General features: G+C 64.4%; 29 protein-coding genes. 8 read left to right on the top strand and 21 right to left on the bottom strand.

Features of this window, described 5'->3' with window-relative positions:
* Positions 1 to 22: 22 nt before the first annotated feature.
* The 13 genes from EJ066_RS31400 to EJ066_RS14750 all read right to left on the bottom strand — a co-directional run bounded on the left by EJ066_RS31400 (position 23) and on the right by EJ066_RS14750 (position 11121).
* Positions 23 to 187: a hypothetical protein gene (locus tag EJ066_RS31400; protein WP_189644589.1), complete on the bottom strand. Its 165-nt coding sequence runs from the start codon at positions 185 to 187 to the stop codon at positions 23 to 25.
* Positions 184 to 732 (bottom strand): dihydrofolate reductase family protein, encoded by a 549-nt coding sequence (locus EJ066_RS14800; protein ID WP_126038842.1) that lies wholly within the window; start codon positions 730 to 732, stop codon positions 184 to 186. Before EJ066_RS14800 ends, EJ066_RS31400 begins: the two co-directional genes overlap by 4 nt.
* 41 nt (positions 733 to 773) lie before the next feature.
* Positions 774 to 926: a hypothetical protein gene (locus tag EJ066_RS31395; protein WP_189644491.1), complete on the bottom strand. Its 153-nt coding sequence runs from the start codon at positions 924 to 926 to the stop codon at positions 774 to 776.
* A 36-nt stretch (positions 927 to 962) separates the two neighbouring features.
* Positions 963 to 1889 (bottom strand): SRPBCC family protein, encoded by a 927-nt coding sequence (locus tag EJ066_RS14795; RefSeq protein WP_126038839.1) that lies wholly within the window; start codon positions 1887 to 1889, stop codon positions 963 to 965.
* Complete coding sequence (locus tag EJ066_RS14790) at positions 1886 to 2227, bottom strand: metalloregulator ArsR/SmtB family transcription factor (protein ID WP_126038837.1); 342 nt, start codon at positions 2225 to 2227, stop codon at positions 1886 to 1888. The genes EJ066_RS14795 and EJ066_RS14790 overlap by 4 nt, the downstream gene beginning before the upstream one ends.
* A gap of 127 nt (positions 2228 to 2354) precedes the next feature.
* Positions 2355 to 2618: a hypothetical protein gene (locus tag EJ066_RS14785; protein WP_126038834.1), complete on the bottom strand. Its 264-nt coding sequence runs from the start codon at positions 2616 to 2618 to the stop codon at positions 2355 to 2357.
* An 18-nt stretch (positions 2619 to 2636) separates the two neighbouring features.
* Complete coding sequence (locus tag EJ066_RS14780) at positions 2637 to 3515, bottom strand: SMP-30/gluconolactonase/LRE family protein (RefSeq protein ID WP_126038832.1); 879 nt, start codon at positions 3513 to 3515, stop codon at positions 2637 to 2639.
* Positions 3516 to 3564: 49 nt separating this feature from the next.
* Positions 3565 to 4527 (bottom strand): 3-keto-5-aminohexanoate cleavage protein, encoded by a 963-nt coding sequence (locus EJ066_RS14775; protein ID WP_126038828.1) that lies wholly within the window; start codon positions 4525 to 4527, stop codon positions 3565 to 3567.
* The gene (locus EJ066_RS14770) at positions 4524 to 5471 is read right to left on the bottom strand and encodes a 3-hydroxyacyl-CoA dehydrogenase (protein WP_126038825.1); all 948 of its coding nucleotides are present in this window, start codon (positions 5469 to 5471) and stop codon (positions 4524 to 4526) included. Before EJ066_RS14770 ends, EJ066_RS14775 begins: the two co-directional genes overlap by 4 nt.
* Before the next feature lie 10 nt (positions 5472 to 5481).
* Complete coding sequence (locus EJ066_RS14765) at positions 5482 to 6288, bottom strand: SDR family oxidoreductase (RefSeq protein ID WP_126038823.1); 807 nt, start codon at positions 6286 to 6288, stop codon at positions 5482 to 5484.
* 14 nt (positions 6289 to 6302) lie between these two features.
* Entirely contained in the window at positions 6303 to 8375 is a 2073-nt protein-coding gene (locus EJ066_RS14760) for an ABC transporter permease (protein WP_126038820.1), read from the bottom strand.
* Entirely contained in the window at positions 8372 to 9913 is a 1542-nt protein-coding gene (locus EJ066_RS14755) for a sugar ABC transporter ATP-binding protein (protein ID WP_126038817.1), read from the bottom strand. Before EJ066_RS14755 ends, EJ066_RS14760 begins: the two co-directional genes overlap by 4 nt.
* Positions 9914 to 9993: 80 nt before the next feature.
* Positions 9994 to 11121 (bottom strand): sugar ABC transporter substrate-binding protein, encoded by a 1128-nt coding sequence (locus tag EJ066_RS14750; protein ID WP_126038814.1) that lies wholly within the window; start codon positions 11119 to 11121, stop codon positions 9994 to 9996.
* A 234-nt stretch (positions 11122 to 11355) separates the two neighbouring features.
* Between EJ066_RS14750 and EJ066_RS14745 the strand changes: the two genes are divergently transcribed.
* Entirely contained in the window at positions 11356 to 12036 is a 681-nt protein-coding gene (locus tag EJ066_RS14745; RefSeq protein ID WP_126038811.1) for a GntR family transcriptional regulator, read from the top strand.
* Between the two features lie 31 nt (positions 12037 to 12067).
* Here EJ066_RS14745 and EJ066_RS14740 read toward each other — a convergent pair whose 3' ends face one another.
* Positions 12068 to 12913, bottom strand: coding sequence for a LysR substrate-binding domain-containing protein (locus tag EJ066_RS14740; protein WP_245455207.1), 846 nt, complete (start codon positions 12911 to 12913; stop codon positions 12068 to 12070).
* Between EJ066_RS14740 and EJ066_RS32035 the strand changes: the two genes are divergently transcribed.
* The 7 genes from EJ066_RS32035 (at position 12801) to EJ066_RS14710 (ending at position 19573) form a co-directional block, all read left to right on the top strand.
* Positions 12801 to 13091, top strand: coding sequence for a hypothetical protein (locus tag EJ066_RS32035; RefSeq protein WP_245455263.1), 291 nt, complete (start codon positions 12801 to 12803; stop codon positions 13089 to 13091). The genes EJ066_RS14740 and EJ066_RS32035 overlap by 113 nt on opposite strands.
* Positions 13092 to 13163: 72 nt before the next feature.
* Complete coding sequence (gene argH, locus EJ066_RS14735; protein ID WP_126038808.1) at positions 13164 to 14624, top strand: argininosuccinate lyase; 1461 nt, start codon at positions 13164 to 13166, stop codon at positions 14622 to 14624.
* A complete protein-coding gene (locus EJ066_RS14730; protein WP_126038805.1) occupies positions 14621 to 15493 on the top strand; it encodes an amino acid ABC transporter permease in 873 nt (290 codons plus the stop codon). The genes argH and EJ066_RS14730 overlap by 4 nt, the downstream gene beginning before the upstream one ends.
* 7 nt (positions 15494 to 15500) lie before the next feature.
* Positions 15501 to 16271: an amino acid ABC transporter ATP-binding protein gene (locus EJ066_RS14725; RefSeq protein ID WP_126038802.1), complete on the top strand. Its 771-nt coding sequence runs from the start codon at positions 15501 to 15503 to the stop codon at positions 16269 to 16271.
* 63 nt (positions 16272 to 16334) lie between these two features.
* Positions 16335 to 17165, top strand: a complete 831-nt coding sequence (locus EJ066_RS14720; RefSeq protein ID WP_126038799.1) for an ABC transporter substrate-binding protein — start codon at positions 16335 to 16337, stop codon at positions 17163 to 17165.
* Between the two features lie 127 nt (positions 17166 to 17292).
* A complete protein-coding gene (locus EJ066_RS14715; protein WP_126038796.1) occupies positions 17293 to 18684 on the top strand; it encodes an MmgE/PrpD family protein in 1392 nt (463 codons plus the stop codon).
* Positions 18685 to 18694: 10 nt separating this feature from the next.
* A complete protein-coding gene (locus tag EJ066_RS14710) occupies positions 18695 to 19573 on the top strand; it encodes a polysaccharide deacetylase (RefSeq protein ID WP_126043892.1) in 879 nt (292 codons plus the stop codon).
* Positions 19574 to 19640: 67 nt separating this feature from the next.
* Here EJ066_RS14710 and soxA read toward each other — a convergent pair whose 3' ends face one another.
* From soxA to EJ066_RS14675, 7 genes are read right to left on the bottom strand one after another with little or no spacing between them, the layout of a single operon-like run.
* Positions 19641 to 20420: a sulfur oxidation c-type cytochrome SoxA gene (gene soxA / locus EJ066_RS14705; protein ID WP_126038793.1), complete on the bottom strand. Its 780-nt coding sequence runs from the start codon at positions 20418 to 20420 to the stop codon at positions 19641 to 19643.
* Complete coding sequence (gene soxZ / locus EJ066_RS14700; protein WP_126038790.1) at positions 20420 to 20743, bottom strand: thiosulfate oxidation carrier complex protein SoxZ; 324 nt, start codon at positions 20741 to 20743, stop codon at positions 20420 to 20422. The genes soxA and soxZ overlap by 1 nt, the downstream gene beginning before the upstream one ends.
* Positions 20740 to 21216 (bottom strand): SoxY-related AACIE arm protein, encoded by a 477-nt coding sequence (locus tag EJ066_RS14695; protein ID WP_126038788.1) that lies wholly within the window; start codon positions 21214 to 21216, stop codon positions 20740 to 20742. The genes soxZ and EJ066_RS14695 overlap by 4 nt, the downstream gene beginning before the upstream one ends.
* A gap of 2 nt (positions 21217 to 21218) precedes the next feature.
* Positions 21219 to 21662, bottom strand: a complete 444-nt coding sequence (gene soxX, locus EJ066_RS14690) for a sulfur oxidation c-type cytochrome SoxX (protein WP_189644490.1) — start codon at positions 21660 to 21662, stop codon at positions 21219 to 21221.
* A gap of 2 nt (positions 21663 to 21664) precedes the next feature.
* Positions 21665 to 22930, bottom strand: coding sequence for an NAD(P)/FAD-dependent oxidoreductase (locus EJ066_RS14685; protein WP_189644489.1), 1266 nt, complete (start codon positions 22928 to 22930; stop codon positions 21665 to 21667).
* On the bottom strand, positions 22917 to 23264 hold the full coding sequence (locus EJ066_RS14680) for a c-type cytochrome (protein WP_126038782.1): 348 nt from the start codon (positions 23262 to 23264) through the stop codon (positions 22917 to 22919). Before EJ066_RS14680 ends, EJ066_RS14685 begins: the two co-directional genes overlap by 14 nt.
* Before the next feature lies 1 nt (position 23265).
* Complete coding sequence (locus EJ066_RS14675) at positions 23266 to 25440, bottom strand: molybdopterin cofactor-binding domain-containing protein (protein WP_126038779.1); 2175 nt, start codon at positions 25438 to 25440, stop codon at positions 23266 to 23268.
* Positions 25441 to 25450 lie beyond the last annotated feature (10 nt).

The following is a 25450-nucleotide window of genomic DNA, read 5'->3' as shown; positions in this document are numbered from 1 at the left end:
GGTCATTATGCCGTAATTCGGATTATGCCGCATGGCCGAGCTTTGCGGCGAGCAGTTCGTCGCTGGGGCGATACCGTCCAGGATGCGTTTCGGGGCCGGCGACCTGAGAGAGCGCCTTTTCCTTCAACCGGATGTCGGCGTGGATATAGATCCGGGTTGTGACGGGAAAGAGCGGATCGATCGTCATTGTCTGCTCTCCGGCGCGTAATGGAGGATGACAACACCTGACTTGAGCGCCCTCGTCTCCAGATGCTTCAGGGGTATCCGGTTCGGGCCGCCCTTGAAGAGCGGCGTGCCTCTCCCGAGAATGACGGGGTTGATCCCGAGGTGATACTCGTCGATCAGGCCGTGCTCCATCAGGGTCGCCGTGAGGTCGGCGCTGCCGAACACGAAGATGTCTCCGCCGTCCCTGGTCTTCAGCTTGGAGACTTCTTTCGCGACATTGGCGTTGAAGAGCTTCGTGTTGTTCCAGTCGGCGCTTTTCAGCGTGCGCGAGAAGACCACCTTCTCGATCTTGTTCATGAAGTCCGCGATCCAGCCTTGCTCGGACGGCCAATAGGCTGCCATGAGCTCGTAGGTCAGGCGGCCGAAGATCAGCGTGTCGGCCTTTTCCTGGGTCTCACGAATGTAGTTCTCGAGTTCTTCTTCGAAGACGAACCAGCTGATGTCCCTGTCTGGACCTTCGAAGAAGCCGTCGACGGTCACCATGTTCCATATGATCAGTTTTCTCATAGAACCTCCTCTTCCGTGTATCCCTTTGTGAATTCTCGGCCCTATCCCGCGAAGCGGAAGCGCATGTTGGTGGTCTGCCCCGCTTCCGAGACCTCGGTCTTCTCCAGCCCGACCGGCTCCATGCCCTTCTGACTGAAGAGGCGGATGCCGTCGCTGATGAGGACGGGCGCGACATGGATGAGGACCTCGTCCACAAGCCCTAATTCGAGCCGACGGGAAGTCGCAGCATTTCAGCGGGATGCGACGAAGCGTTCCAGTTTGCCCAGAGTTTGCAGTCCGAGTTCCACGGCACCGAAGCCCTTCGCCTCCTGGAACTCGGCAGCCGTGCTGAATACCATGCCCAGCGTTACCTTCGTTGCCCCGTCCTGATCCTCGAACGAGGCCCAGGCGTCGGCATGTTTCGGCCCGTTCTCGCCCCAAAGCAGCGAATAGCCGATCTTCTCCTCGGGCCGGACCTCGATATAGAGATGGTGGTTCGGGAAGACTGTGCCGTCAGGCGCGATCATGTCGAACACCCATTCGCCGCCCGTGCGCAGATCGATCCTTTTCGTGCGGCAGGAGAAGCCTTCCGGCCCCCACCATTGCGGCAGCGTATCAGGGTTCATCCAGGCGCCCCACACGATGGATCGCGGCGCCTGAATCACCCGCTGCAGCACCATGGTTCGTTCAGCCGCGCCCGCGAGGTTGTCCAGACCGGCGCCGAAGCCTTCCCGATAACCTGCCTCCATGTCCTCCGCCAGCGAGGAAAGCTGCACCGTCACGACCAGCCGGCTGCGCTCGTGCGTTCCCGATATATCCGCCGTCACCAGCGCGACCGATTGCGTCACGCCTTCGGATGAGATCACCTCGTAGTTCACGCTGCACAGCCCCGGCTGCAACGCCAGCCAGCCGCACTCGCAGCGGATGTCCGGATGGCCCTCTGCCTTGCAGAGCGAGACCTCGCGTCCACCCACCGTGGTGTCGGCCTCCAGGAACTCCACGGTGACCGAGGGCGATGGCGCGGCCCAGATCGCCCGCGCGGCCGGGGCCGTCCATGCCTCCCACAGCACCGACGCCGGCGCGGCCACGTCCCGCTGGAAGGTGAGCGTCGCAAAGCGGCCCTTCCTATCATCGGGCACCGCACGGGTCGCACTGTTTGTAGCGAGGTTCTGTGTCATTCTTCGCTTTCCTTCATCACATGCATCACAAATGCGTCCAACCGGTCGAGCCGAGCCTTCCAGATGGCCCGCTGCTCATCGAGCCATGTCCGCACCGGATCCAGAGCCTCGGGTACGATGGCGCAGGTGCGTATCCGCCCGTCCTTGGACGTGGTGATCAACCCTGCCTCCTCCAGCACGGAAAGGTGCCGCATCACCGTGGGCAGCCGTAGTCCCGTGGGCCCAGCCAGATCCGTTACCCGCGCAGGTGTTTCGGCGAGCCGGGTCAGGATCGACCGGCGGGTTGGGTCGGCCAAAGCGTGGAAGAGCAGCGAGAGATTGGGATCATGCTTAGCCATCTCGCTAACTATCGCGCAATTTGCCGGTGGCGCAAGCGAAAACTTCGTCAAGTCGCTAAGTTTTTTCCGCCCAAACGCGCCGGGTTCTTGGAGCAGGCGGCTTCCGTTGCCGAGTCCGCTGAGAAGTTCATCGCAGCGATGCGAGCGCACGCCGATGCCTGCAATCGAAGACAAATTCCTGAAGCCGCCAGTCCGCTTCCCACCAAACCTCGTCGTTTCCCGATGGCTCGATTATGCCGAACTGCCGCATGGCCCGGAACAGGTTTGCTCGCCACAAAGCTCGGCCATGCGGCATAATCCGACTTACGGCATAATGAACGAGATCGCCGAAAAGTATCGGGTCATCGTCAAGAAAATCGAGCGAGCGCTCGTTTCCTCTATTGGCCTCCATCCCCTTTTGCAGCCGCCGTCATCCGGCGAAGCGTGGTTCGGCAACGCCTTTCACTCCAAGGCCGGTTATCGCGAACAGGCTGCCGCGCAGAACGCCATCGCCGGGAAATCGCGGCAGCGGCGGTTTTGCCATCGAGGTCACGTAGAGGGTGTCGAGCTTCGGTCCGCCGAACATGACGCTGGTGATCTTCTTGACGGGCATGTCGATGATGCGATCGACGCTGCCGTCGGGAGCATAACGCACCAGCCGGCCGTCGTAGACGAGGGCATTCCAGAGAAAACCTTCGGCATCGACGGTCGACCCATCGGCAGCACCGCCTCGGCTGGTGTCGACACGGACGAAGGTGCGCCGGTTGGTGGCAGAACCCGTCGCGATGTCATAGTCGTAGGCCCAGATCTCGCCGGTCCAGGTGTCGGCGAAATAGAAGGTGCGATCGTCGGGGCTCCAGCAGGGGCCGTTGGAACAGATGATGCCGGAGTCGATCCTGGTGACGGAAAAATCCGGATCGAGCCGGTAGAGACCGCCGGACGGGCCCTCTTCCATCGTGTCCATGGAGCCGGCGAAGAAACGGCCGCGCCGGTCGACCTTGCCGTCATTGAGCCGGTTCATCGGCTTGTCCGGTTCCGGATCGTGGATCAGCGTCACCTCGCCGGTGGCGAAATCGAGCAAATGGAAGCCGCGCTGGAGCGAGACCACCGCGCCGCTGCCGTCCTTGCGCAGCGCCATCGAGCCGATCTTCATCGGCACATCCCAGCAACGGATCTCGCGACCGTCGGCGGTCGCCCGAAACACGCGCCCGTCGAAACTGTCGATCCAGTAGAGACGCTCCTGTTCGACGTCCCACAACGGTCCTTCGCCCAATGTGGTCTTCACGTCCACCACGACTTCGATCTTCATGCCGTCCTCCGCTCTGTTTGGCGCTTGTCCCTGCCGCCCGACCAACGGCTCAGAAAGCCACCTGGTCTCCACCCTTCAGTTGAAGAATCTCGCGCGCCTCGTCGGGCGTCGCCACCTCCATGCCGAGCCCCTCGATGATCTTGCGGGCAAGCATCACCTGTTCGGCATTCGATTTGGCGAGCTTTCCCTTGCCGGCCCACAGACTGTCCTCCAGGCCAACCCTGATGTTGCCGCCAAGGGCGGCCGACTGCGCGGCAATGCGAAGCTGGCTGGCGCCGGCACCGAGCACCGACCAGCGGAACTGGTCGCCGAACAGCCGGTCGGCGGTGCGTTTCATATGGGCGACATCTTCGGGATGCGTGCCGATGCCGCCAAGCAGCCCGAATACCGACTGCACGAAGAACGGCGGCTTCACCAGCCCGCGATCGGCGAAGTGCGAGAGATTGTAGAGATGCGCGATGTCGTAGCACTCGAACTCGAAGCGCGTGCCGTTGTCATAGCAGGTCGCCAGAATGTACTCGATATCCCTGAACGAATTGCGGAAGACGAGGTCGCGCGTTGCCTCCAGATGCGGCTTTTCCCAGTCGAACTTGAAGGTCTCGTATTTGTCGACGAGGTGATAGAGCCCGAAATTGATCGAGCCCATGTTGAGCGAGGCGACCTCGGGCTTGAACTGGGCGGCCGGGCGCACGCGCTCCTCGACCTTCATGTAGGGGCTGCCGCCGGTGGTGATGTTGATGGCGGCATTGGTGGCCTGCTTGATGCGCGGCAGGAAGCGGGCGAAGGCCTGAGGCGTCTGGTCGGGCTTGCCGGTCTCCGGATCGCGGGCATGCAGATGCAGGATCGCCGCGCCTGCCTCCGCCGCCGCGATCGCCTCGGAGGCGATCTGGTCCGGCGTGATCGGCAGATAGGGCGACATGGTCGGCGTGTGGATCGCCCCCGTCACCGCACAAGTGATGATCACCTTGCCCTTGGCCCCCATGACGCCGGGCTTGCGGTTCGTTTCCGTCATCGTCCGAACTCCTGATCCGATTTTCTCTTGTGCGCCGCCAGCGCCATCAGCCGGCGGTCGCGCCAGACCTGCCGTTCGCCGAGGCTTTCCCGCGGCAAGCGCTCGCGGCGGTCGGCTTCGACGGTTGCCATGACCTCGCCCGCCCAGTCGACGCGGCGCTGCATCTGCGGAAAGATGTTGGAATAGATCGCCTGATAGCGCTCGACATAGTCGCGCACGCCGCCCGGCGCATTGAGGTCGATCGTCTCGAACGGACCCATGAATGACCAACGCAGCGCCAGCCCGTCGCGAATGCCGATATCGACATCCTCGACGCTGGCATAGCCGTCGGCGACGAGCCGGAAAGCCTCCTCCAGCAGCGCGCCCTGCAGGCGGTTCATGATGAAGCCGTCAAGCTCGTGCTTCATCACCAGCGGTGCGTGACCCGCGGCGACGAGGAAGGCGCGTGTCCTTTCGACCGTCTCGGGAGAGGTCCATGGCGCCGGCACGACTTCCGCCGCTGGGATGAGATAGGGCGGATTGATCGGATGCACGACCAGGCAGCGGTGCCGCCCTTTGAGATGGTCGGTGAATTTCGACGGCAGCAGCGCCGAGGTGGAGCTGGCGATCACCGCTTGCGGACCAGCCAGTCCATCGATCAGGGAGAACACCTCGCGCTTCACGTCGAGATTTTCGGGCGTGTTCTCCTGGATATGGACCGCATCTGCCAACGCTTCTTCCAGCTCCGCAATGACGGCGATGCGATCAAGCACGGCATCGATTGCCTGTCCCCGCATGAGATCATTCGCGGCGAGGTCGCCCAGCACGCCGGCGATGTAATCGTGCGCACCGCCCGTCGCGGCCGGCGACTGGTCCCACATTCGCACATCGTGGCCGGCGCGGGCGAAGCTGATCGCCCAGGCCCGTCCGATGAAGCCGCTGCCGACAATTGCTACCTTCGCCATGGTCCGCTCCTCAAAGTGTTTCGACATTGCCGTCGACGCCGAGCGACTGGCCGGAAATGTTGATGCCCGCATCGGACAGCAGGAAGGCGACCATCGAGGCGACGTCATAGGGGCTGGTCATGCGGCGCAGCGAGATATTCTGGAGATAGCGCTCCGTCATCTCCTCGTGGCTGATGCCGATCTGCTTGGCACGTGCCGAGATGACGCCTTCGATGCGTGGCCCCTCGATGATGCCGGGCAGGATGGCGTTGACCCTGATCCCGTGCGGCCCGAGTTCCTTGGCGAGGCTTTGCGTGAGACCGATGACGCCGAACTTGGCCGCCGAATAGGGGGTGCGGAAAGCGTAGCCGTGGCGACCGGCGGCGGACGACATCGAGACGATCGAACCGCCGCCCGCCGCCTTGATCAGCGGCACGGCGCGCCGGGCACAGAGGAACTGGCCGGTCAGGCAGACGTCGATGCAGCGCCGCCAGTCCGCCGGATCGATTTCGTCGACGCCTCCGGTCGGCCCGGCGATGCCGGCATTGTTGACCAGCGCATCGATCCCGCCGAGCTTTTCCTGCACGGTCTCGAACAGCCGGTCGACGTCGTCCTCGCGCGAGACATCGGCCTTAACCGCGGCGGCGAGGGCGATCTTGTCGGGAGCGGCGGCCAGCGCCTCGTCGGAAACGTCGCACACGACGATGCGCGCGCCGAGCCGCGACAGCGTATCGGCAATGGCCAAGCCGATGCCGCCGGCACCCGCCGTCACCAGCACGCGCTGCCCCTTCAGCCCGGTCAGAAAATCGTCCGCCGATGACGGTGCCGCTTTACTCATCGCCCTGTCCTTTCTCATTGCAGCCGCCGTTCGCGCAGCGCCATGACAGCGCCGAGGACGACCAGTCCGTACAGAATTGCCCTTGTGGCATAGGGAAGCGTGGTGCCCGCCAGCAGCATCTGCAGCGCCGTCAGCAACAGCACGCCGCCGAGCATGCCGAGATAATGACCGCGCCCGCCGGTGATCAGCGCGCCGCCGACGACGACAACGGCGATCGACGGCAAAAGATAGTCGTCGCCCATGCCCAGGCTCGCCTGACCCGAGAAGCCGGTGAGCATGATGCCGACGATCGCCGCGCAGACGGCCGAAAGCATGTAGACCAGGATCAGCGTGCGCCCGACCGCGATGCCGGACAGCTGGGCCGCGCGCAGGCTGTTGCCGATGCCGTAGACGCGGCGGCCGAAAGCGGTGCGGCCGAGCAGCAGCACGGCAAAGACGACAAACGCGATCATGAACAGCACCACCGGCGTCATGGCGAATATCTTGCCGGTCATGAACCAGCGCAGCATCGGCGAGGAGAAGCCGGCTGGCGTGCCCTGCGAATAGAGAAGGGCAAACCCCTGCAGAATGCCGTTGATGGCCAGCGTCATCACGATCGGCGAGATGCCGAGGAAGACGATGCCAATGCCGTTCGCCAGCCCGATGAGGCAGGCGATGACCAGGACCGTCGGCAGCGCATAGGCAAGTGCCGCGTCCGATCCGTTGACCATGCCGGCAAGGAGGATGCCCGAAAGGCCGATCGTCCACGGCACCGACAGGTCGAGCCCACCGGTGAGGATGACGCTGCCTTGCCCCAGCGCGAGGATGGCGAGGAAGCTCGACAGCACGAACAGCGAATTCCAGTAGGTGACGTTGAAGACGGCGCGTCCGAGCCAGATCTGGGTGACGATCACGACAACGGCCAGGCAGACATAGGCCGGCGCCGCATAGCGCAGCGTCTCGGCGTTGCGGACATGGAAGGGCGGTCGCGGCACATGCTGGTCGCCGGCGCTGTCCCGCGCGATCCTCAGCCGCCGATCGATGCGATCGACCTGCGACGGCAGCATTCCGGCACGCCACGCGGCCAGCCGCGCCCGCGCGGCGCGGAACTGGCGCGCCAGGACGGAGCCGTGCGACAGCGAGCCGGCAAGCACCGCAAGGATCAGGATCGTGCCCTCGGCGATGGTCGAATAATAGGCCGAGACGTTAAGCACGAGCAGGATGTTGACGACCATCATAAGGATGTAGGCGCCGAACACCGTGCCGACCGGCCCGCCCTGCCCGCCGCCCAGCCTCGTGCCGCCGACGACGACCGCCGCAAACATCGACAACAGCAGCGGATTGCCGACGAGCGGATCGCCGCTGCCGGTCTGGGCGCTGATGAAGACGCCGGCAAGCCCGTAGCACCCACCGGCAATGACGTAGACGAGGAAGCGGACCAGAACGACGCGCACCCCGACGGAGGCAGCCGCATCCGGGTCGCTGCCGACCGCATAGAGAGCCGTCCCAAAGCGCGTCCCCTTCAGCCAGAACCAGGCGAGCAGGACGACGCCGATCACCACCAGCGGCATCGGCAGCCAGCCCTCGACCGCATCGCCGAGATAGAAGGCGCCAAGATCGGGCGAGACGAAGCCGCCCGGCTTGTCCATGACCAGCAGCGTGATGCCTTGCAGGATGAACATGGTCGACAGCGTGACGACGATGGGCTGCATGCGCAGGACAGCGATGAAAAAGCCGTTGAAGGCGCCGACCGACATGCCGACGCCGATGCCCGCCAGCGTCCACAGGGCAACGCTCGAACCGGTCGCCATCGGGTCCATGCCCGTCGCCAGAACGACGTTGACCAGCGAGATCACCGCGCCGGCGGACAGGTCGAAGCCGCCGGACAGGATGACCAGGGTCTGGCCGATCGCCGCCAGCGCCGAGGTGGCGCCGCCGCTCGAAAGGAACGAAATGTCGAAATAGGTGAGCCGGCCGGCGCTGACCAGGTCGACGACGAGCAGAAGCACTGCGAAGACGACCGCGGCGATGATCGCGCCGCTGTGCCGCGACAGGAGCCGCGACACGGTTCCGGCCGGCGCGGCGGCGGGGGAACTGATCGCGCTCATTCGGCCGCCTCTCGAACCGCATCGCCATGGCCCAACGCCGGCCTCATGATAGCGCTTTCGGAAATGTCGTCTCCAGCGAGCTCCGCCACCAGCCGGCCGTCGTAGAGGACGAGCACCCGGTCGCATTGGTGGCCGAGTTCGGGAATTTCGGTCGAATGCAGAAGGATCGAGCCGCCGGCCGCCACATAGTCGCGCATCATCACATAGAGCTCGTGCTTGGTGCCGACGTCGATGCCGCGGGTAGGGTCGAAGAGCAGCAGGATGCGGCTTTCGGCGACCAGCCATTTCGCGATGGCGATCTTCTGCTGGTTGCCGCCCGAAAACGCCCCTGCCCTCGTCCACATGGCGCGCCCGTCGACCTCGACTGTCGAGAAGGCGGATTGCACAGCGCGTGCTTCATCATCCTCCCGGATCAGGCCAAGCCGCGTGAAGCGCGAGACGACCGGCAGCGATGCGTTCTGCCGGCCAGGCAGCTTCAGGAACAGGCCCTCGGTCTTGCGGTCCTCCGGCACCAGCCCGATCGCCATGTTGGGCTTGAGCGCATCGGCCGGCGAGCCGAGCCACACCTTGCGGCCGTCGACCACGACATGACCGCGTTCAATCTCGGCCATGCCGAAGCAAGCGAAGAACAGGTCAAGCTGTCCCATGCCTTGAAGCCCGGCAATGCCGAGGATCTCGCCCTTGCGCAGGTCGAAACTGACGCCGTCGAGCCTTCTCCCGGCTTTAAGGTCGCGCACGCCGAGCACCGGCGGGCCGAAGACGGCCTCGCTTTCAGGTTTCGGCGGAAAGGTTTGGGCGATGCTGCGGCCGATGATCTTTTCGATCACCTCTCCATCCGAGACATCGGCGACCGGCGCGGTGACGATATGGCGGCCGTTTCTGAGGATGGTCAGCGTATCGCAGAAGGCCCGCACCTCGCGCATGCGATGGGTAATGAACACGACCGTCGTGCCGGCCGCCTTCAGCCGCGCGATGATGCCGCCCAGCCATTCGACATCGCCGCCCGACAAGGTCGAAGTCGGTTCGTCGAGCAGGAGGATGCGCGGCTTGCGGTAGACGGCGCGCGCGATCTCGATCTTCTGGCGGACGGCAAGATCGAGCGTCGCCACCTCGGCGTCGAGATCGACCGAAAATCCGAGGTCGGAGATGTGCCTGCGGACCGCCTTGCGCGCGGCCGACTGTCTGATCAGGCCGATCGGGCCGACAGGCGCGTAGGGCATCAGCATGTTGTCGAGAACGCTGAGATCGCGGACCAGGGTCATTTCCTGGAAGGCTGTCTGCACACCCCTGGCGTGTGCTGCGCGCGGCGAGCCGAGCGGCGCCGGTTCGCCAAGGATGGTGATTTGCCCCTCGTCGGGCCGCACCAGTCCCGAGAGCAGCTTGACCAGCGTGGACTTGCCGGCGCCGTTCTCGCCGAGCAGGGCATGCACGCTGCCCGATGCGATTTCGAAGGAGACGCCGTCGAGGGCGATCGTGGCGCCAAAGGCCTTGCGGACGCCCTCAATACCGACAGCCGTCGAATGTGCTGTTGCGTTCATAATTCCCGATCCCCAACCGCCCTTTCATGAAGGCGGCGCATGAAGCGATTGAAATGCCCCCACGCGCCGCTTCCGAGAGCTCACTCCTCGGGCTGGCCGACAAGCGCTGCGGCAAGACCGATTTCCGGCGTCTGGTCGGAGAAGATCGACGCGAACCAGCCGGGATTGGAGACCAGCGACGGCTTGAAGGCGTTGCAGCCGGCCTTCATCTCCGCCCAGGTACCCTCGTCGCAGAGCTTGATCGTCTCGTTGGTGACGACAGGCAGCGGCAGGATCGTCTTCTTAGGCACATCCTTGCCTTCAAGAGCCTCGACGGCAAGCTTGAGGGCGAGTGCGCCGGAATAAGGCGGCGACGCATAGGAAATGCGCGGCGCGCCGAGCGGCGCATAGGGAGACGCCGCCCCCTCGACCTCGGTGCCCTCCGGCAGCATCTGGATGCGGCCGCCATTGGCGCCCTCGCCGGCACAGGGCAGGAGTTCGCTGGTCTTCTTGCCGGCTTCCAGCTGCATGGAATTGGCGGTGAAGCAGCCGACCTGCATCCATAGCCCATCGATATCGTCCCAGCTGCGCGTCGCCAGGATCTTCGAAAGTTCGGTGCGAGCCACCGCCTGGCTCCACATGCCGACCGCTTCGCCGACAATCTTGATGTCGGGGTGCTTGGCCAAGACCTCCTTCGCCGCCTTGGTGCGCAGATCGTCGACCGAGGTACCGGGGACACCGGTCACCGCGATGATGTTGCCCTTGCCGTCAAGTTTCTTGACCAGCCATTCGGCCGTCACCCGTCCCGCCTCTTCCTGGTCGATATGGACGTTGTAAGCGCAAGGCTCGGTGATCTCCGCGTCGTAGGCAAAAACCTTGACGCCCTTGTCGCAGGCATTCTTGACCACCTGGTTGAGCGCGGTCGGCGAGATCGGAAAGATTACGATGGCTTCGGCGCCGGCCTGCACCATGGCGTTGATCTGCTGGATCTGGCGCTGCGCATTCGGCCCCGCCACCTGAACCTGAAGATCGACCTTGTCGGCCATGCTTTTGTGCGAGGCCATGGCCTTGACCATGTTTGCGGCCTCAGCCTGCCAGTCGTTGCCGATGAAGCTCATGCTTAGAAAGATCTTGTGCTTTTCCGCCGCCTCGGCGGCGGCCACCCCACAAGCGCAAACAGCCATCCCAGCCAGCAGCGCGAGCCGCCGGGCTTTCGATCCGATACCCATTCGAAACTCCTCCCAAATTCAGACGACCGAATGCCTCCCAGGGGCGGCCAAACGCAGCCCCTTGTCATTCGATGCGGCCGACCGTATCATGATTTGATCAAAGATCAATGATAGAATGGCTTAATATCAAAACAGAGTGCGCCGGTGCTTGACGTGGCAATCCGAACCTTGCATTCCGGGCACAGGCGCCGGATGCAGCGACAGCGTCGCCCTTGCGCAGGAAGGTTAATGCATATGGCTGGGGCAGCATTCAGGAGGCCGGGTGTCGAGATCACTCCACTGTCCAGGGATACCCTGCAGGAGAGGGTCTATCGCCATGTTACCGAACTGATCCTCGACGGCAGCATCGTGCCGGGCGAGATGGTGACCGTGCAGAGCCTTGCCGACGCTTTCGGCGTCAGCCCGATGCCGGTCAGGGAGGCGCTGCGACGCCTGACGGCCGCCAATGCGCTGATGGTGGTTTCGGGCCGCTCGATCGGCATCCCGGCGCTCAGCCGCGCGCGCCTCATCGATCTTAGGAATGTCAGGTTCGAGATCGAGGCGATCGCGGCGGCATGGGCCGCGGAACGTATGGACGACAAAAGCATGGTGCAGTTGCGCCAGCATCTGGATGCGCTCGAACGGGCCAATGCCGCCGGCGACGTCAAATCCTACCTGCGCGCCAACTACGCCTTTCATTTCTCGATCTACCGGGCGGCGGGCTCCGAGAACATTCTCAACATCATCGAGAACCTGTGGCTGCAGATCAGCCCCTATTTCAACATGCTGCACGATTCCGGGAACTACTCGACCGCCAACGAACACCATCAGGAGATGTTCGCGGCCTTGCGCGACCGGGATGCGGAGGCGGTCCGCGCCGCGGTCCGCGCCGACATCGATGCGGCCTTCAAAGTGCTGGTCGATCTGCTGAAATAGTGATCTGCTGCCGCTTCGCGCGGCGCAACGTTCAGTCCCGCATTCCCTCGGTTTCCGCCATCAGCCACTTTTCGAAAGTCTGCATCGATGCGCTCGGCGCGATGTCTTGCGGCCTCGCGAACCAGTAGCCGTAGTCGCTGCGGTAGCCGAGCCTGCCCGGGTTGGCGAGCCGCCCGGCCTCCAGATCGTCGAGCATCAAGCCGCGCGGGATCAACGCCATGCCCTGTCCGGCGAGCGCGGCGCGAATGACCATGGTGTAGTAGCCGAAGCGCGTGGTATGCCGCGCTTCCAGCCCGGCTTCGCCGCGGCTCTCGGCAAAGTGTCGCCAATGCAGCGGGGTCTGGGGATGCTCCAGCATCACGCCGTTGGCCATATCCGCGATCGTTTCGGGCTGGCCGGCCTTTTCCCAGTAGGATGGCGCGCTCACCAGGAGGACCTCGCGCCCGAAAAGATAACGCGTCTCCTCCCCCTGCTGGGGCTCCGAAAGGAACCGGAATATGCCGTCCGGAACCTCCGACTGGGTCGGCGACACGAACGTGGTGAACTGCACCTCGATCTCGGGATGCTTCTCGGTGAACCGCACGAAGCGCGGCAGCAGCCAGCGATCGCCGAAGATGGGCGGCACCTGAAGACGCAGCACGCGGGGCCCAGGTTTCAGGCGCGCGACGCGCAGCGTCGCGTCCTCCATCGCCTTCAACGCCGTCCGCGCCTGTTCGATGTAGATCGAGCCGACCTCGGTCGGTATCATGCCGCGCGGCGTGCGGATGAAGGCCGGACTGCCGATCAGTTCCTCCAATGCCAGCAATTGCTTGCTGACGGCGCTCTGCGACAGGGAGGTGCTGCCCGCAGCGGCGCTGGTCGATCCTCTCTCGGCCACTGCCAGCAGCACCCTTAGGGCGGTTATCGAAGGCAAGCGCTGCCGACCGGACGCCACGCAATTCTCCGCCTTGTTCGCAATGGCCATGTCACGCATTCGCCATGGCTGGGTTTTTCGCATGAATGCCAATAAACCCAGCGGGATATTTGAGCTAGTCGTTCTTGTCATAGCGAAGTGAAATAACTTCATTTGCCGAGCAAAGGGGCACATGGGAACCTTGCCGAAAGTATAAACAAACAAGGGAATACGAATGCCTGAACCCACTCAGCTCTGGGGTGGACGCTTCAAGTCCGGACCGTCGGAAGCCTTGGCCAATCTCTCACGCGCGCCGGCGTCCTACTTCCGTCTGTACCGGGAGGATATTGCCGGCTCCCGCGCCCATGCCTCCGAGTTGAAGCGTGCCGGCGTGCTGGATGAAGGCGAGTTCTCCGCCATTCGTGCTGCTCTCGACGCCATCGAGGCGGATGTCGGCAGCGGCCATGAGGAGCCTATCGCCGGCGACGAGGACGTTCATACCTTCCTGGAGCGTCTGCTGACGGCGCGCCTGGGCGCCCTTGGCGGGAAGCTGCGGGCGGGGCGTTCCCGTAACGACCAAACCGCAAACAACACACGCCTCTATCTTCGCCGGATGGCCCGCGAACTCTCGCGGGCCATTATTTCCGTCGAGGAAGCCCTGATGAGCCAAGCCTCGCGTCACACCGAAACCGTCATGCCAGGTTTTACCCACCTCCAGCCGGCACAACCGGTCGTGCTTGGCCACCATCTGATGGCGCATGCCCAGTCGCTGTTGCGCGACCTGCAGCGGCTTCAGGATTGGGATCGTCGTTTCGACCGCTCGCCGCTCGGCGCCGCCGCGCTCGCCGGTTCCGGCATTGCCTGCCGGCCGGACCAATCCGCCATCGAGCTCGGCTATTCCGCTGCCTGCGAAAACTCCATAGATGCCGTCTCGGCCCGCGACCACGTGGCCGAATTTCTGTTCATCTGCTCGCTCGTCGCGGTGGACCTGTCGCGGTTGGCGGAAGAGATCTGCATCTGGAGCTCCAAGCAATTCAGCTGGATTCGGCTGCACGATTCATACTCCACCGGCTCGTCCATCATGCCGCAGAAGAAGAACCCGGATGTCGCCGAGCTGACGCGGGGCATGTCCGGGACGTTGATCGGCAATGTTGCAGGGTTCCTCGCCACGATGAAGGCCATGCCGCTTGCCTACAATCGCGACCTGGCCGAAGACAAGCGCAGCCTGTTCGAGGCGATCGACATCCTCGAGCTGGTTCTTCCGGCCTTTTCCGGCATGGTTGCCACGCTTGAGTTCGACATCGAGAAACTGCGCGAGGAGGCTCCAAAGGGCTTCACGCTGGCAACCGAGGTCGCCGACTGGCTGGTCGGGCAGAACGTGCCCTTCGCGCAGGCGCATGAGATAACCGGCGCGGTTGTCCGCTACTGCGAGGAGCGCGGCCATGATCTCGACGGCCTGACGGAGGATGATCTGCCGAAGATCGACCCGCGCCTGAACGCGGGCATGCTTGCCGCCATCGCGCTCGACAAGGCTCTTGCCAGCAGGACCGGTTACGGCGCCACCGCGCCGTTGCGTGTGCGCGAACAGATCGCGCGTTTCGAGACGGCGATCGGGGCCCGCCGCGCCTTCGCCGAGGCGCCCGTGAACGCACACATCGCGGAGAGAAACGACGCTCAGGAGTTGCGAAGCCGATGACTGCCGCAACCATCAGCCCCACCCGCGCCGACGACAAATACGAGATCGCCCATCTGAAACTGGTGCAGAAGCGCCGCATCGGCCGAATGGTCGCCGCAGCCATCGTCCTCCTCCTGCTGGCCGGCCTGGTCCGTGCTTTCAGCGTCGGGCAGATCGAATGGAGCTACGTGCGCGACTTTCTGTTCGCGCCGGCCATTCTCGACGGCCTCGTGAACACGCTTCTGATGACCGTGGCGGCCATGAGCCTCGGCATTGTGCTCGGCGTCGTCATCGCCATGATGCGCATTTCCGGCAATCCCGTGCTGTCTTCGATTGCCGTCGGCTATGTCTGGGTGTTCCGCGGCGCACCGGCTCTGCTGCAACTGATGCTATGGTTCAATCTGGCGCTGATATTTCCGACCATGGGAATCCCTGGCCTCTTCGAGTTCAGGACAGTGGATATCATGACGCCTTTCGTTGCCGCCATGCTCGGCCTCGGCATCTCACAGGGAGCCTACACCTCGGAAGTCGTGCGAAGCGGACTTCTCTCGGTAGACAGCGGTCAATACGAGGCAGCGCGAACCATCGGCATGACGCAGATGAAGATGCTGCGCCGCATCGTCCTGCCACAGGCCATGCGCGTCATGGTTCCCCCGATCGGGAACGAGGTGATCGGCATGGTAAAGCTGACATCGTTGGCAAGCGTCATCCAATATTCCGAAATCCTGCACAACGCCCAGATAATCTACTTCGCCAACACCCGCGTTCTTGAACTGCTGCTGGTGGCAAGCTTCTGGTACCTCGCGGTGGTTTCCGTCCTGTCGGTCGGCCAGCACTACATCGAGCGCTATTTCGGACGCGGTTCGAAATCCATCCGCGCATCCATGTGAGGTCGCCATGAGTAAAGACATCCTCATAAGAGCCGTCGACGTTGTGAAGAACTACGGAGACTTCCGCGCCCTCGATAAGGTCAGCATGGACGTTGCCCGCGGCGAAGTGAGCTGCGTCATCGGCCCGTCCGGCTCCGGAAAGAGCACGCTCCTGCGCTGCATCAACTTGCTTGAGCGCATGGACGGAGGCGCCGTCTGGGTAGACAACGAACTGATGGGCTACCGGCGGGATGGCAACAATCTGCACGAGATCAGCGACGCGGAAATATCCCGTCAGCGTCGGCGCATCGGCATGGTCTTCCAGCGGTTCAACCTTTTCCCGCATAAAACCGCGATCGAGAATATTATCGAAGGCCCGGTGCATGTGCTGAACGAACCGATCGGCCAAGCCCGCGAGCGGGCGCTGGCCTTGCTTGAACGCGTCGGTCTCACGGAAAAGGCAAATCATTACCCGTCTGAACTTTCGGGCGGCCAGCAGCAGCGCGTCGCCATCGCCCGCGCCATGGGCATGCAGCCGGATGTCATCCTCTTCGACGAGCCCACATCGGCGCTCGATCCGGAACTCGTCGCGGAAGTCCTAGACGTCATGAAAGATCTGGCAGCGTCCGGAATGACCATGATTGTTGTCACTCACGAATTGGGTTTCGCACGCAATGTGGCCAACACCGTCACCTTCATGGAGACAGGCAAAGTGGTCGAAACAGGCTTGGCATCGGAGGTTCTCAGTGCCCCGAAAAGTGCCAGAACGGAAGAATTCATCAAGGCCGTTCACAGCTGAGAGAAAAACCGGTGGATCCGAAAGATCTTCCAGCATCAAACCAGGATCAGAAATGGGGAACCAATGAACAAGTATCTCGCAATGGTCGCTGTTGCATGCCTTGCCGCCACCTCGGTCAATGCCGAAGGACTGCCGGAACGAATCAAGTCAGCCGGCAAGGTGATCGTCGCCAACCAGCCAAACTACCCTCCGATGGAATACAAGGATCCGGCGACCAACGAACTGATGGGCGTCGACATCGATCTCGGCCTTGCTCTGGCAAAGCAGCTCGGCACCACCGTCGAGTGGTCCGACATCGGCTTCGAGCAGATGATCTCCTCGCTGACGACGGGCCGCGTCGACCTCATCCATAGCGGCATGAGCGATCTGCCGAAGCGCCGTGATGCGCTCGACTTCGTCGACTACATGAAGTCCGGCGCCCAGTTCTACACGACCTTTGCCCGCAAGGACGAGTTCAAGACCCTGACCGACTTCTGCGGCAAGACCGTCGGCATGAGCCGCCGCACCTCCTTCCCGGATGAAACGGCGAAGTGGAGCGCCGCGAACTGCGAAGCTGCCGGTCTGCCGGCCATCAAGGTCGTCGGCACGGAAGGTTCGGCCGATGCCCGCGCGCAGTTGAAGCAGGGCCGCGTCGACGCAGCGGTGCAAGGCTCCGAAACGCTTCCTTACCTTTCGAACCTCGAAAAGGACACCTATGCCGTCGTCGGCGAGCCCTTCACCGCCGTCTACCAGGGCATCGGCTTCGCCAAGAAGGACACCGAACTGCGCGACGCCTATGCAGCCGCGCTCAAGGCGTTGATGGACAGTGGAGAATACAAGGCGATCTTCGCCAAGAACGGCCTTGAAGGCACCCTGCTCGACGGCATCTACATCAACGGCGAAGCCGTCAAGTAACGCGACCTCATTCAGGCCCCGTCCCTTGCGGCCGGGGCCACCCATCCATGACCATCGGCGGCGCGGCCGACGCTGCGGACAAAGCCCGCGTTACCGGCCAATTCCTGATACCTCGGGGAAAGCACCCATGTCCCGCGTTCTCGAAGACGCCCCTGTCGACAGGCTGGCATCTTTCGTTTCGACCCTTCGCTTCGAATTGCTTCCGGCCGATGTCATCGAGAAGACGAAAATACACATTGCCGACACGCTTGGCGCCGCTGCGGCCGGCGCCCGTTCAAACGAATTCCGAATAGCGCGACAGGTGATCCGGTCGGGGGGCGAGGCCCGTATCTGGGGCACCGCCGAGCACGCCAGCGCGCGCGATGCCGCGCTGGTCAACGGCGTTGCCGCCCACGCCTTCGAACTGGACGATTCCGGCGGCTGCGACCACTCGGGCGCCGTCGTGATGCCTGCCGTACTCGCCGCCCTGGCGCAATCGCCGCGCGCAATATCCGGCAAGGAACTGATCGCGGCAGTCGTTGCCGGATACGACGTCGGGCGGCGCGTCCTCGAGGCGGCCGGCGGCTACGACAGCCACAACAATCTCGGCTGGCACTCGACAGGCACATGCGGCACGCTCGCCGCCGCCGCGGCCGTTGCCAATCTGCGCGGCCTTGATGCGCTCGCCACGCGACACGCCATCACACTTGCCACCAGTTTCTCGTCCGGCCTTTGGGCCTTCATTCACGACGGTTCGCAAGCCAAGAAGATCCATGCCGGCCGCGCGGCCGAAGGCGGCCTGCTCGCAGCCCTTTTGGCGTCGCAGGATTTTGCCGGTCCCTCGATGGTCTTCGACGATGTCTGGGGCGGCTTCTTTCGCACCTTCAACAAGGACGCCTGCCAGCCGCAGAAGCTCTGCGAGGATCTTGGCGATATCTGGAAGATCAAACGGGCCGTGCTGAAACCCTATGCGTCCTGCCGGGGCGCTCATTCCGCGGTTGACGCACTCGAGGATCTGCTTGGCGAAACAGGGCGCGATCCGGCGCAAATCGATGCGATCGAACTGCGCATGAGCGCCATGCTGATGGGGATGTGCGGCGCCAAGCAAAACGACGCAATGGCGCCGGCCCAGATGAGCCTTCCCTACGCGCTCGCCGCCCGCTGCGTATTCGGCACAGCCGGCCTGCAGGCCTATTGCGCCAAGCGCCGCGCCGACAGGCGCGTGCATGCCCTGATGCAAAAGATGCATCTCGGCATCGATGAGGCCATGTTACCGCTTGACGAGCCGGTCGTGACTCTCGTCTTCGAGGATGGTCTAAGCGTTTCGCGTATGGTCCCGCGCGCCACTGGATCAGCGGAAAGACCCATGCAACCGACCGTGATCGAGGCAAAATTCCACGAATTGGCGACCATGAGCCTGCCGGCCGAGCAGGTGGCAAAACTGTGGTCCGCCCTTGCCGATCTTGAAAGTCTCGAAGACTGCCGCACGCTGGATTCTATGCTTGAAGGCGATGCCGGCACCCGCCCGCTGTTCCAATGAGGTGCGCGTTTTGACCTACGATCTCAGCCCACGCCCGCTCAATCCGGCTCCGAAAACACCACCAATGACCTGGCCGAATGGTGCGAAGAGCGCATTGTTCATCGGTTTCGACGTCGACGCCGAGACGGCCTGGATCGGCAACAATCCATCGAATGTCGATCGCATGGTAACGACGTCGCATGGTGGTTACGACGCCCGGGTCGGGATCGGCAAGATTCTCGAACTGATGGACGAACTTTCCCTCAAAGGAACGTTCTTCACACCAGGCTGGACGGCGCTCGCCCACCCTGCCGCATGCGAGGGCATCGTGAAAGCGGGCCACGAAATCGGCCATCATGGCTATTTGCACAGGCTACCGGAGCGCGAGAGGCTGGAGGAGGCGTTTGAGGAAATCGACCGCGGTTTCGAGGCGCTGCAAAAAGCTCTCGGCGTAAGACCGGTCGGCTATCGGGCGCCTTCGGGCGAGAATTTTCCGGAACTTCTGGCCTATCTCGCAAAGTCCGGCATCCGCTATTCCAGTTCCTTCCGCGACGACATCCTGCCTTATCGGCATGCATCCCACGACGGCCTTGCGGGACTGGTTGAAATTCCGGTCAATTTCGCCTTCGATGACTGGAACTTCGGCATGTCAAGCCGCACCAGCCCGCGACCGTTGTTTGGCCGCGAAGCCGTTCTGCCGCTTTGGATCGACGAATTCGAAGCGACCCACGCCTGGGGCGGCGTGACCACGCTGGTGCTGCATCCGCAGGTCTCCGGGCGCCCAATGCGCTGGCACTGCCTACGCGACTTTCTGCGGCACGTGCAGAGTAAATCCGATGTTTGGATCGCGACCGGCCAGCAGATCGTCGACCACTTTGAAGCTTGCGAAGCGGCCTCCCCTTCCATTTGAAAAAATAAGCGAGTTCAGCCTTTACCTCAGGCTTGAGGGAAGGAGCGCCGCGTCGGCCCATGCCGGCTCACGGCCGCACGGCCGGCGTCTCGATCGGCAGGCCCTTGGCCTGTTCCATGAGGTAGAGTTCCAGCTCGACGAGTTCGGGCGCACCGAAGGCGAAGGGCTCGGCTCTCACCCCGATCATGCAGTTGCGCAGGCGCCGCTGCAGCGAGCCGACCGTCTGCCACTCCAGCCGGTAGAGCGGATAGCCGGTCGGATGCGCCTGCGGGATGACGCTGCCGCCGAGCCGCTTGCCCCAATTGTTGTCGTGGCAGGAGGCACAGGAGAGGTCGAGCTGGCCGATGCGGCTCTGGAACAGACGCCGGCCGTTGTCACGGAACGGCGCGAGCCGGGCGTCGGTCGCCGGTGTGATCGGCATGCCGCGCGACTGATGCGTCACATAGGCCGTCAGGGCGAGCAACGCATCGGACTCCGGCGCCAGCGGCTCAGCCTGCTGCCGCTCCGCGCGGCAAGAGTTGATGCGCCCGGCAAGGTCGATCGGCCGTCCCGTCATCTCGTCAAAGGCCGGGTAGCGCGTGGCAACGCCGCGCATCGTCCGGGAGGCATCGTCATGGCAGCCGGAGCAGGCGAGATCCGCCCTGCCTTGCGCCTGTTGCCAGAGCTGCTCGCCCTGCAGCACCCACAGCATGCCGGGATTGCTCATGTCGTCGGCCTGCAGCGCCTGCGTCTGCGGTGTCATGAAGTCGAAGCCCGAGCGCTTCTCGCCGTCTTCGATGCCGGCAGCGATGGCCATGCCGCAGACAAATGCCGCGATGATCCCTGCCAGGCCCCAGAGGGCGCGCATCAGCTCACCGTGATTTCGGCCGACGCGGTTTGCGTCTTTCCGGCGCCGTCCGTCCAGGCGAACTCGATCGTGCCACTCGTCGTGGCGACGAGCGTGAAGGCGAAGAAGGGATTGGCCGACACTGCCGGAAAAAGATCGGCCCAAAACACCTCCTCGCCGTCATAGGTGCAGGCGAAACGGCGGATGATGTCGCGAGGGATGTTGGAGCCGTTCGGGCCGACACGATAGCCGGTTTCCATCGGATGCCCGATCATCGCCTTGATCTCGACGACCTCGCCCCGCTTGACCGCTTTCGGCACATTGATCAGCGCACGCGTCGTCATGACAGGTCCTCTATGCAGGCGGCAAGCGTGACGATCGCGCTCGCCCTGCTCGACCAGAAGCTGCCGTCTGACATCTCCGCGACGGCGACCACCACCTGCGAGGTGGCGAGCCGGATCCGCGTCGAGACGGTGGCGCGGCCCGAACGCGGCCCGAGATGGAAAACCGCGACATTCGCCTCCGGGTTCTTCTCGTTGAAGACCGCGATGCGCCGGACATGATCGTCCGCGGTCATCGGGCTCTCGGCGGCGACCGTGATCCCGACCGCATTGCCGTTCTCGACCAGAGGCGGCAGGTCGAGCCGGACGCGGCCGTCGAGAATTTCGACTCCTCCGGTGAAGGTCCGGATCGCCTCCTCGAGGCTCGGACGGGCAAGAGCCCAGCGTGGCAGGCTGATCACCAGCAGGCCGGTCATGCCGGCCCGAAGAAACTGCCGCCGTCCAACCAAGCCTTCGTGAAGCGGGTCTTCGCGCATAATCACCCCTTCAGCGTCGTGAGATAGGCGACGATGTCCTCGATATCGGCGCCGGTCAGGATCGGCTTGCCGCGCCAGACGGCGGCGACGCGCCGGCCGTCCTCATCCGCGACCCGGTAGTAGGAAGGCATGATCGTATTCGATACGAGCCGCTTCATGTCGACCACGCGCAGCCGGATCTGGCCTTCCGAAAGCCTTGCCCCGACGCCGGTCAGGTCGGGCGCCAGCGTGCCATGCAGATGCGCATCGGGAAACGGTCCGCTATGGCAGAGCGTGCAGAGACTGCGCTGCCGGTCCGAGATCAGCGCGGCGCCGCGCTCCGGATCACCCTTGCCGGCGGCCAGAGGCTCCATGATCGCGTCGCCGGTCACGGCATAGGAACCCGCCTCCTCGCCAACGCCGGGCGAGACCGCAAGCAGCAATCCCGCAAGAGCGGGGCAGGCCATCCTCATACTCCGAACACCTCACTGGTGATCGTCCGGAACCAGTCCTGCGCATAGGCGGCTTCCAGTTCGCGGACGGAGGGCGGCGCTTCAAGCGGGCTGGTGCCGCCTGCACCCTCCACCTCGGCAAGCAGGCCGTCGCGCGGCTGGTAGACGCCTGCGATCGAGATGCCGTAGCCGGGCGCGACCAGACTGTAACAGGTGTTGATGAGCTTCGGCGGCGCTGGCTGCCGCCCCCTGACCAGCGCGGCGACCGCTGCGGCGCAGGCTTTTGCCTGGGCGTTGGCACTGAAGGCGGATTTCGGCATCGCTCCGCCGATCGCCGCGTCGCCGACGACGTGGATGGCCGGCTGCAGACGGGACTCGAAGGTGACCGGGTCGATCGGGCACCAGCCCGTCTGATCGGCGACGCCGGCCGCCTGCGCGATCCTGCCCGCGCGCTGCGGCGGGATCACGTTGGCGACATCGGCCTTGTGGCTGCCGAACTCGGTCACCAGCGTCGTTGTCGCCGGGTCGACTTCCGTCACCCTGCCGCCCGAGGACAGCGGCACCCATTCGATCAGGCCGGGATAGAGCTCTCGCCAGGCGGCTTCGAACAGCCGCTGCTTCGAAAAGGCGTCCTTGGCGTCGAGGATGATCAGCTTCGAGCGCGGCTTGCTGGTCTTGAGGTAATGCGCGATCAGGCTTGCCCGCTCGTATGGACCGGGCGGGCAGCGGAACGGATTGGCTGGCGCGGCGAGGATGACGACCCCACCGTCCGGCATCGCGGCGAGCTGGTCGCGCAGCAGCAGCGTCTGCGGCCCCGCCTTCCAGGCATGCGGCATGATCTCCGCCGCCGCTTGGTCGTAGCCCGGCAGCGCATCGAAGCGCAGGTCGACGCCGGGCGCCAGCACCAGCCGGGTGTAGCCGATCTCGGTACCATCCTCCAGCCGGACGCGCCGGCGCTCGGCATCGACGGCGGCAGCGCGCCTGCGGATGAGCCCGATGTCGCCGAACCGGCCATAGCCGAAGGTCTGCGCCTCGATGCCGCGCAGCCCTGCAAGCACGGCATTGCTGAACGGGCAGGCCAGATAGGCTGTCTCCGGCTCGATCAGCGTCACGGCAAGGCCACGATCCAGCTGCTTCAGTGCGCGGGCGCAGCTTGCCCCGGCAAAGCCGCCGCCGACCACGACCACGCGGGGCTGCGCCTGCGCGCGCACCTGCGGCGCGGCAAGGACGGCTGCGGCGACGCTGGCCGCCGCGCCGCCGATCAAGGTTCTACGGCTGGGCATGGCGTGCCGCCTCCGGCTTGGCGAGCCATTCGGCGATGGCGCGCGTCTCCTCCTCGGTAAATCCCCTGGCGATGCGGTCCATGACCGTCGCCTCGCGCTCGCCGGAACGGAAGGCTTGCATCTGGGCGACGATGTCGGCCGCCGCGTGGCCGTCGAGCGAGGGGATGGCTGAGCCGAGCGCCGCCGGCCCGTGACAGCCGGTGCACGCCGTGGCACCGGGCGCCGCGTCGGCCCATGCCGGCGCGCTGGCCACGAGCGCCGCAAGCAGGACAGGCGCCGCAAGCAGGACGGGCGCGAGCGATCGTCCGCCGCGCCCGTCCTTCGAGCGTCTCATGTCAGGCGAGGTCATGGTTCTTCAGCGGCAGCATGCGGATGCGCTTTCCGGTGGCGGCGAAGATCGCATTGAGTACGGCGGGTGCTGCAACCGCGATGGTCGGCTCGCCGACGCCGCCCCAGAAGCCGCCGGACGGCAATATGATCGTCTCCACCTCCGGCATGTCGGCCATGCGCACGACCTCGTAGCTGTCGAAATTCTCCTGCTCCATGCGGCCGCCATCGACGGTGCATTCGCCGTAGATGCAGGCGGAAAGGCCGTAGACGAAAGAGCCTTCGACCTGCCGCTCCACTTGCGCGGGGTTGACGACATGACCCGGATCGGTGGCCGCCACGATGCGGTGGATCCTGAGCTGCCCGTCGGTGACCGATACCTCCGCTGCCGCCGCCACATAACTGCCGAAGCCCATGATCTGCGCCAGGCCGCGGTGAACGTCGGCCGCGGGCGGGGTATCCCAGCCGATCCGTTCGGCAACCGCCTCCAGCACGGCGAGGTGCTTGGGATGGTTGGCCATCAGCTTGCGTCGGAAGGCGAGCGGGTCGACGCCGGCCGCATGGGCGAGTTCGTCCATGAAACACTCGACGTAGAGCGCGTTCTGGTTGAGGTTCACGCCACGCCAGAACCCTGGTGGGATCGGCGGGTTGCGCATGGCATGGTCGACAAGCAGATTGTCCACCGTATAGCCCAGCGTGCCTTCCGCGCCGCTGAGGACGAGGCCCTGGAAGACGACCGGGTCCATGCCGTTCTGCATGCCTTCCGGCCGTACCGCCGCAAGGATCGACTGGCCGGAAATGCGCATATGCAGAGCGGTCAGGTTGCCGTCCGCGTCGAGCGCGCCCGTCAGCCGGCATCGCGTGGTCGGGTGGTAGGCGCCGTGCAGCATGTCCTCCTCGCGCGACCAGATGAGCTTTACGGGCGCTCCCGGCACCTGCTTGGCAATGCTGACCGCCTGACGCACATAGTCCTGGAAGTTGCCGCGCCGGCCGAAGCCGCCGCCGAGATGGATCTTGTGCACCTCGCATTGCTGCACCGGCAGGCCGGCGGCCTCGGCCGCCGCCGCAAGGCTCGCTTCGCCATTCTGGGTCGGCACCCACACCTCGCAGCGCTCCGGCGTGTAGAGCGCCGTCGCGTTCATCGGCTCCATGGTCGCGTGGTTCTGATAGGGGAAGGCGTAGGTCGCCGTGATCGTCCGGCCGGCGGCTGACAGGGCAGAAGCGGCATCGCCCTGCTCGGCGCCGATGAAGGCGTCATTTGCACCGAGGCCCTCGTCGAGCATCGCCGCGATCGAGGCGCTGGTGACCTGCCTGTTGGGACCTTCGTCCCAGACGACCGGCAAGGCATCGAGAGCGGTCTTCGCCCGCCACCACGTATCGGCGACAACCGCAACGGCGGTCTCGTCGACCTGAACGACGGTGCGCACGCCGGGCATGTCGGCCACCGCCGCGGCGTCGAAGCTCTCCACCTTGCCGCCGAAATACGGGCAGGCCCGGATGGCCGCGTTGAGCATGTTCGGCAGCTTGAGGTCGACGCCATAAACCTGGCTGCCGTTGAGCTTGTCGGCGGTGTCGAGCCGCGGCAGCGGCTTGCCGGCTATGGTCCAGTCCTTCGGGTCCTTCAGCGTAACTTTGGCGGGCGGCGTCATCCGCGCGGCAGCAGCGGCCAACTGTCCATAAAAGGTGGCGCGATCCGATGCTGCATGGGTGACCATGCCCATCCTAGCGGTGCATTCGCCGGCCGGCACACCCCATTCGGCGGCCGCGGCGGCGATCAGCATCTCGCGCGCGACGGCGCCACCAATGCGCACATATTCGTGCGACTCGCGGATGCCGCGGCTGCCCCCCGTCGAGAAGTTGCCCCACACGCGATCGCGCGCGAGGTTCTGGGTCGGCGACGGATATTCGGTCGTGACCTTGGACCAATCGCAATTCAACTCCTCGGCGACGAGTTGCGCCAGGCCGGTCAGCGTCCCCTGCCCCATCTCGGAGCGGGCGATGCGGATGACCACCGTGTCGTCGGGCCTGATCACCACCCAGGCATTGATTTCGGGCGCCGTCTCGGCGCCCTCGGCAAGTGCCGCCTTGATGAACGGCAGGTTGAAGCCTAGCGACAGGCCGCCGGCCGTGGAGGCCACGCCGACGATGAAGCTGCGGCGGGAGATGGAAATTATGGCGTTCATGATTGTTCTC

Origin of the sequence: Mesorhizobium sp. M9A.F.Ca.ET.002.03.1.2 (assembly GCF_003952365.1) — a bacterium.
Classification (GTDB): Bacteria; Pseudomonadota; Alphaproteobacteria; order Rhizobiales; family Rhizobiaceae; genus Mesorhizobium.
This window is presented reverse-complemented; position numbering and strand designations above follow the sequence as displayed.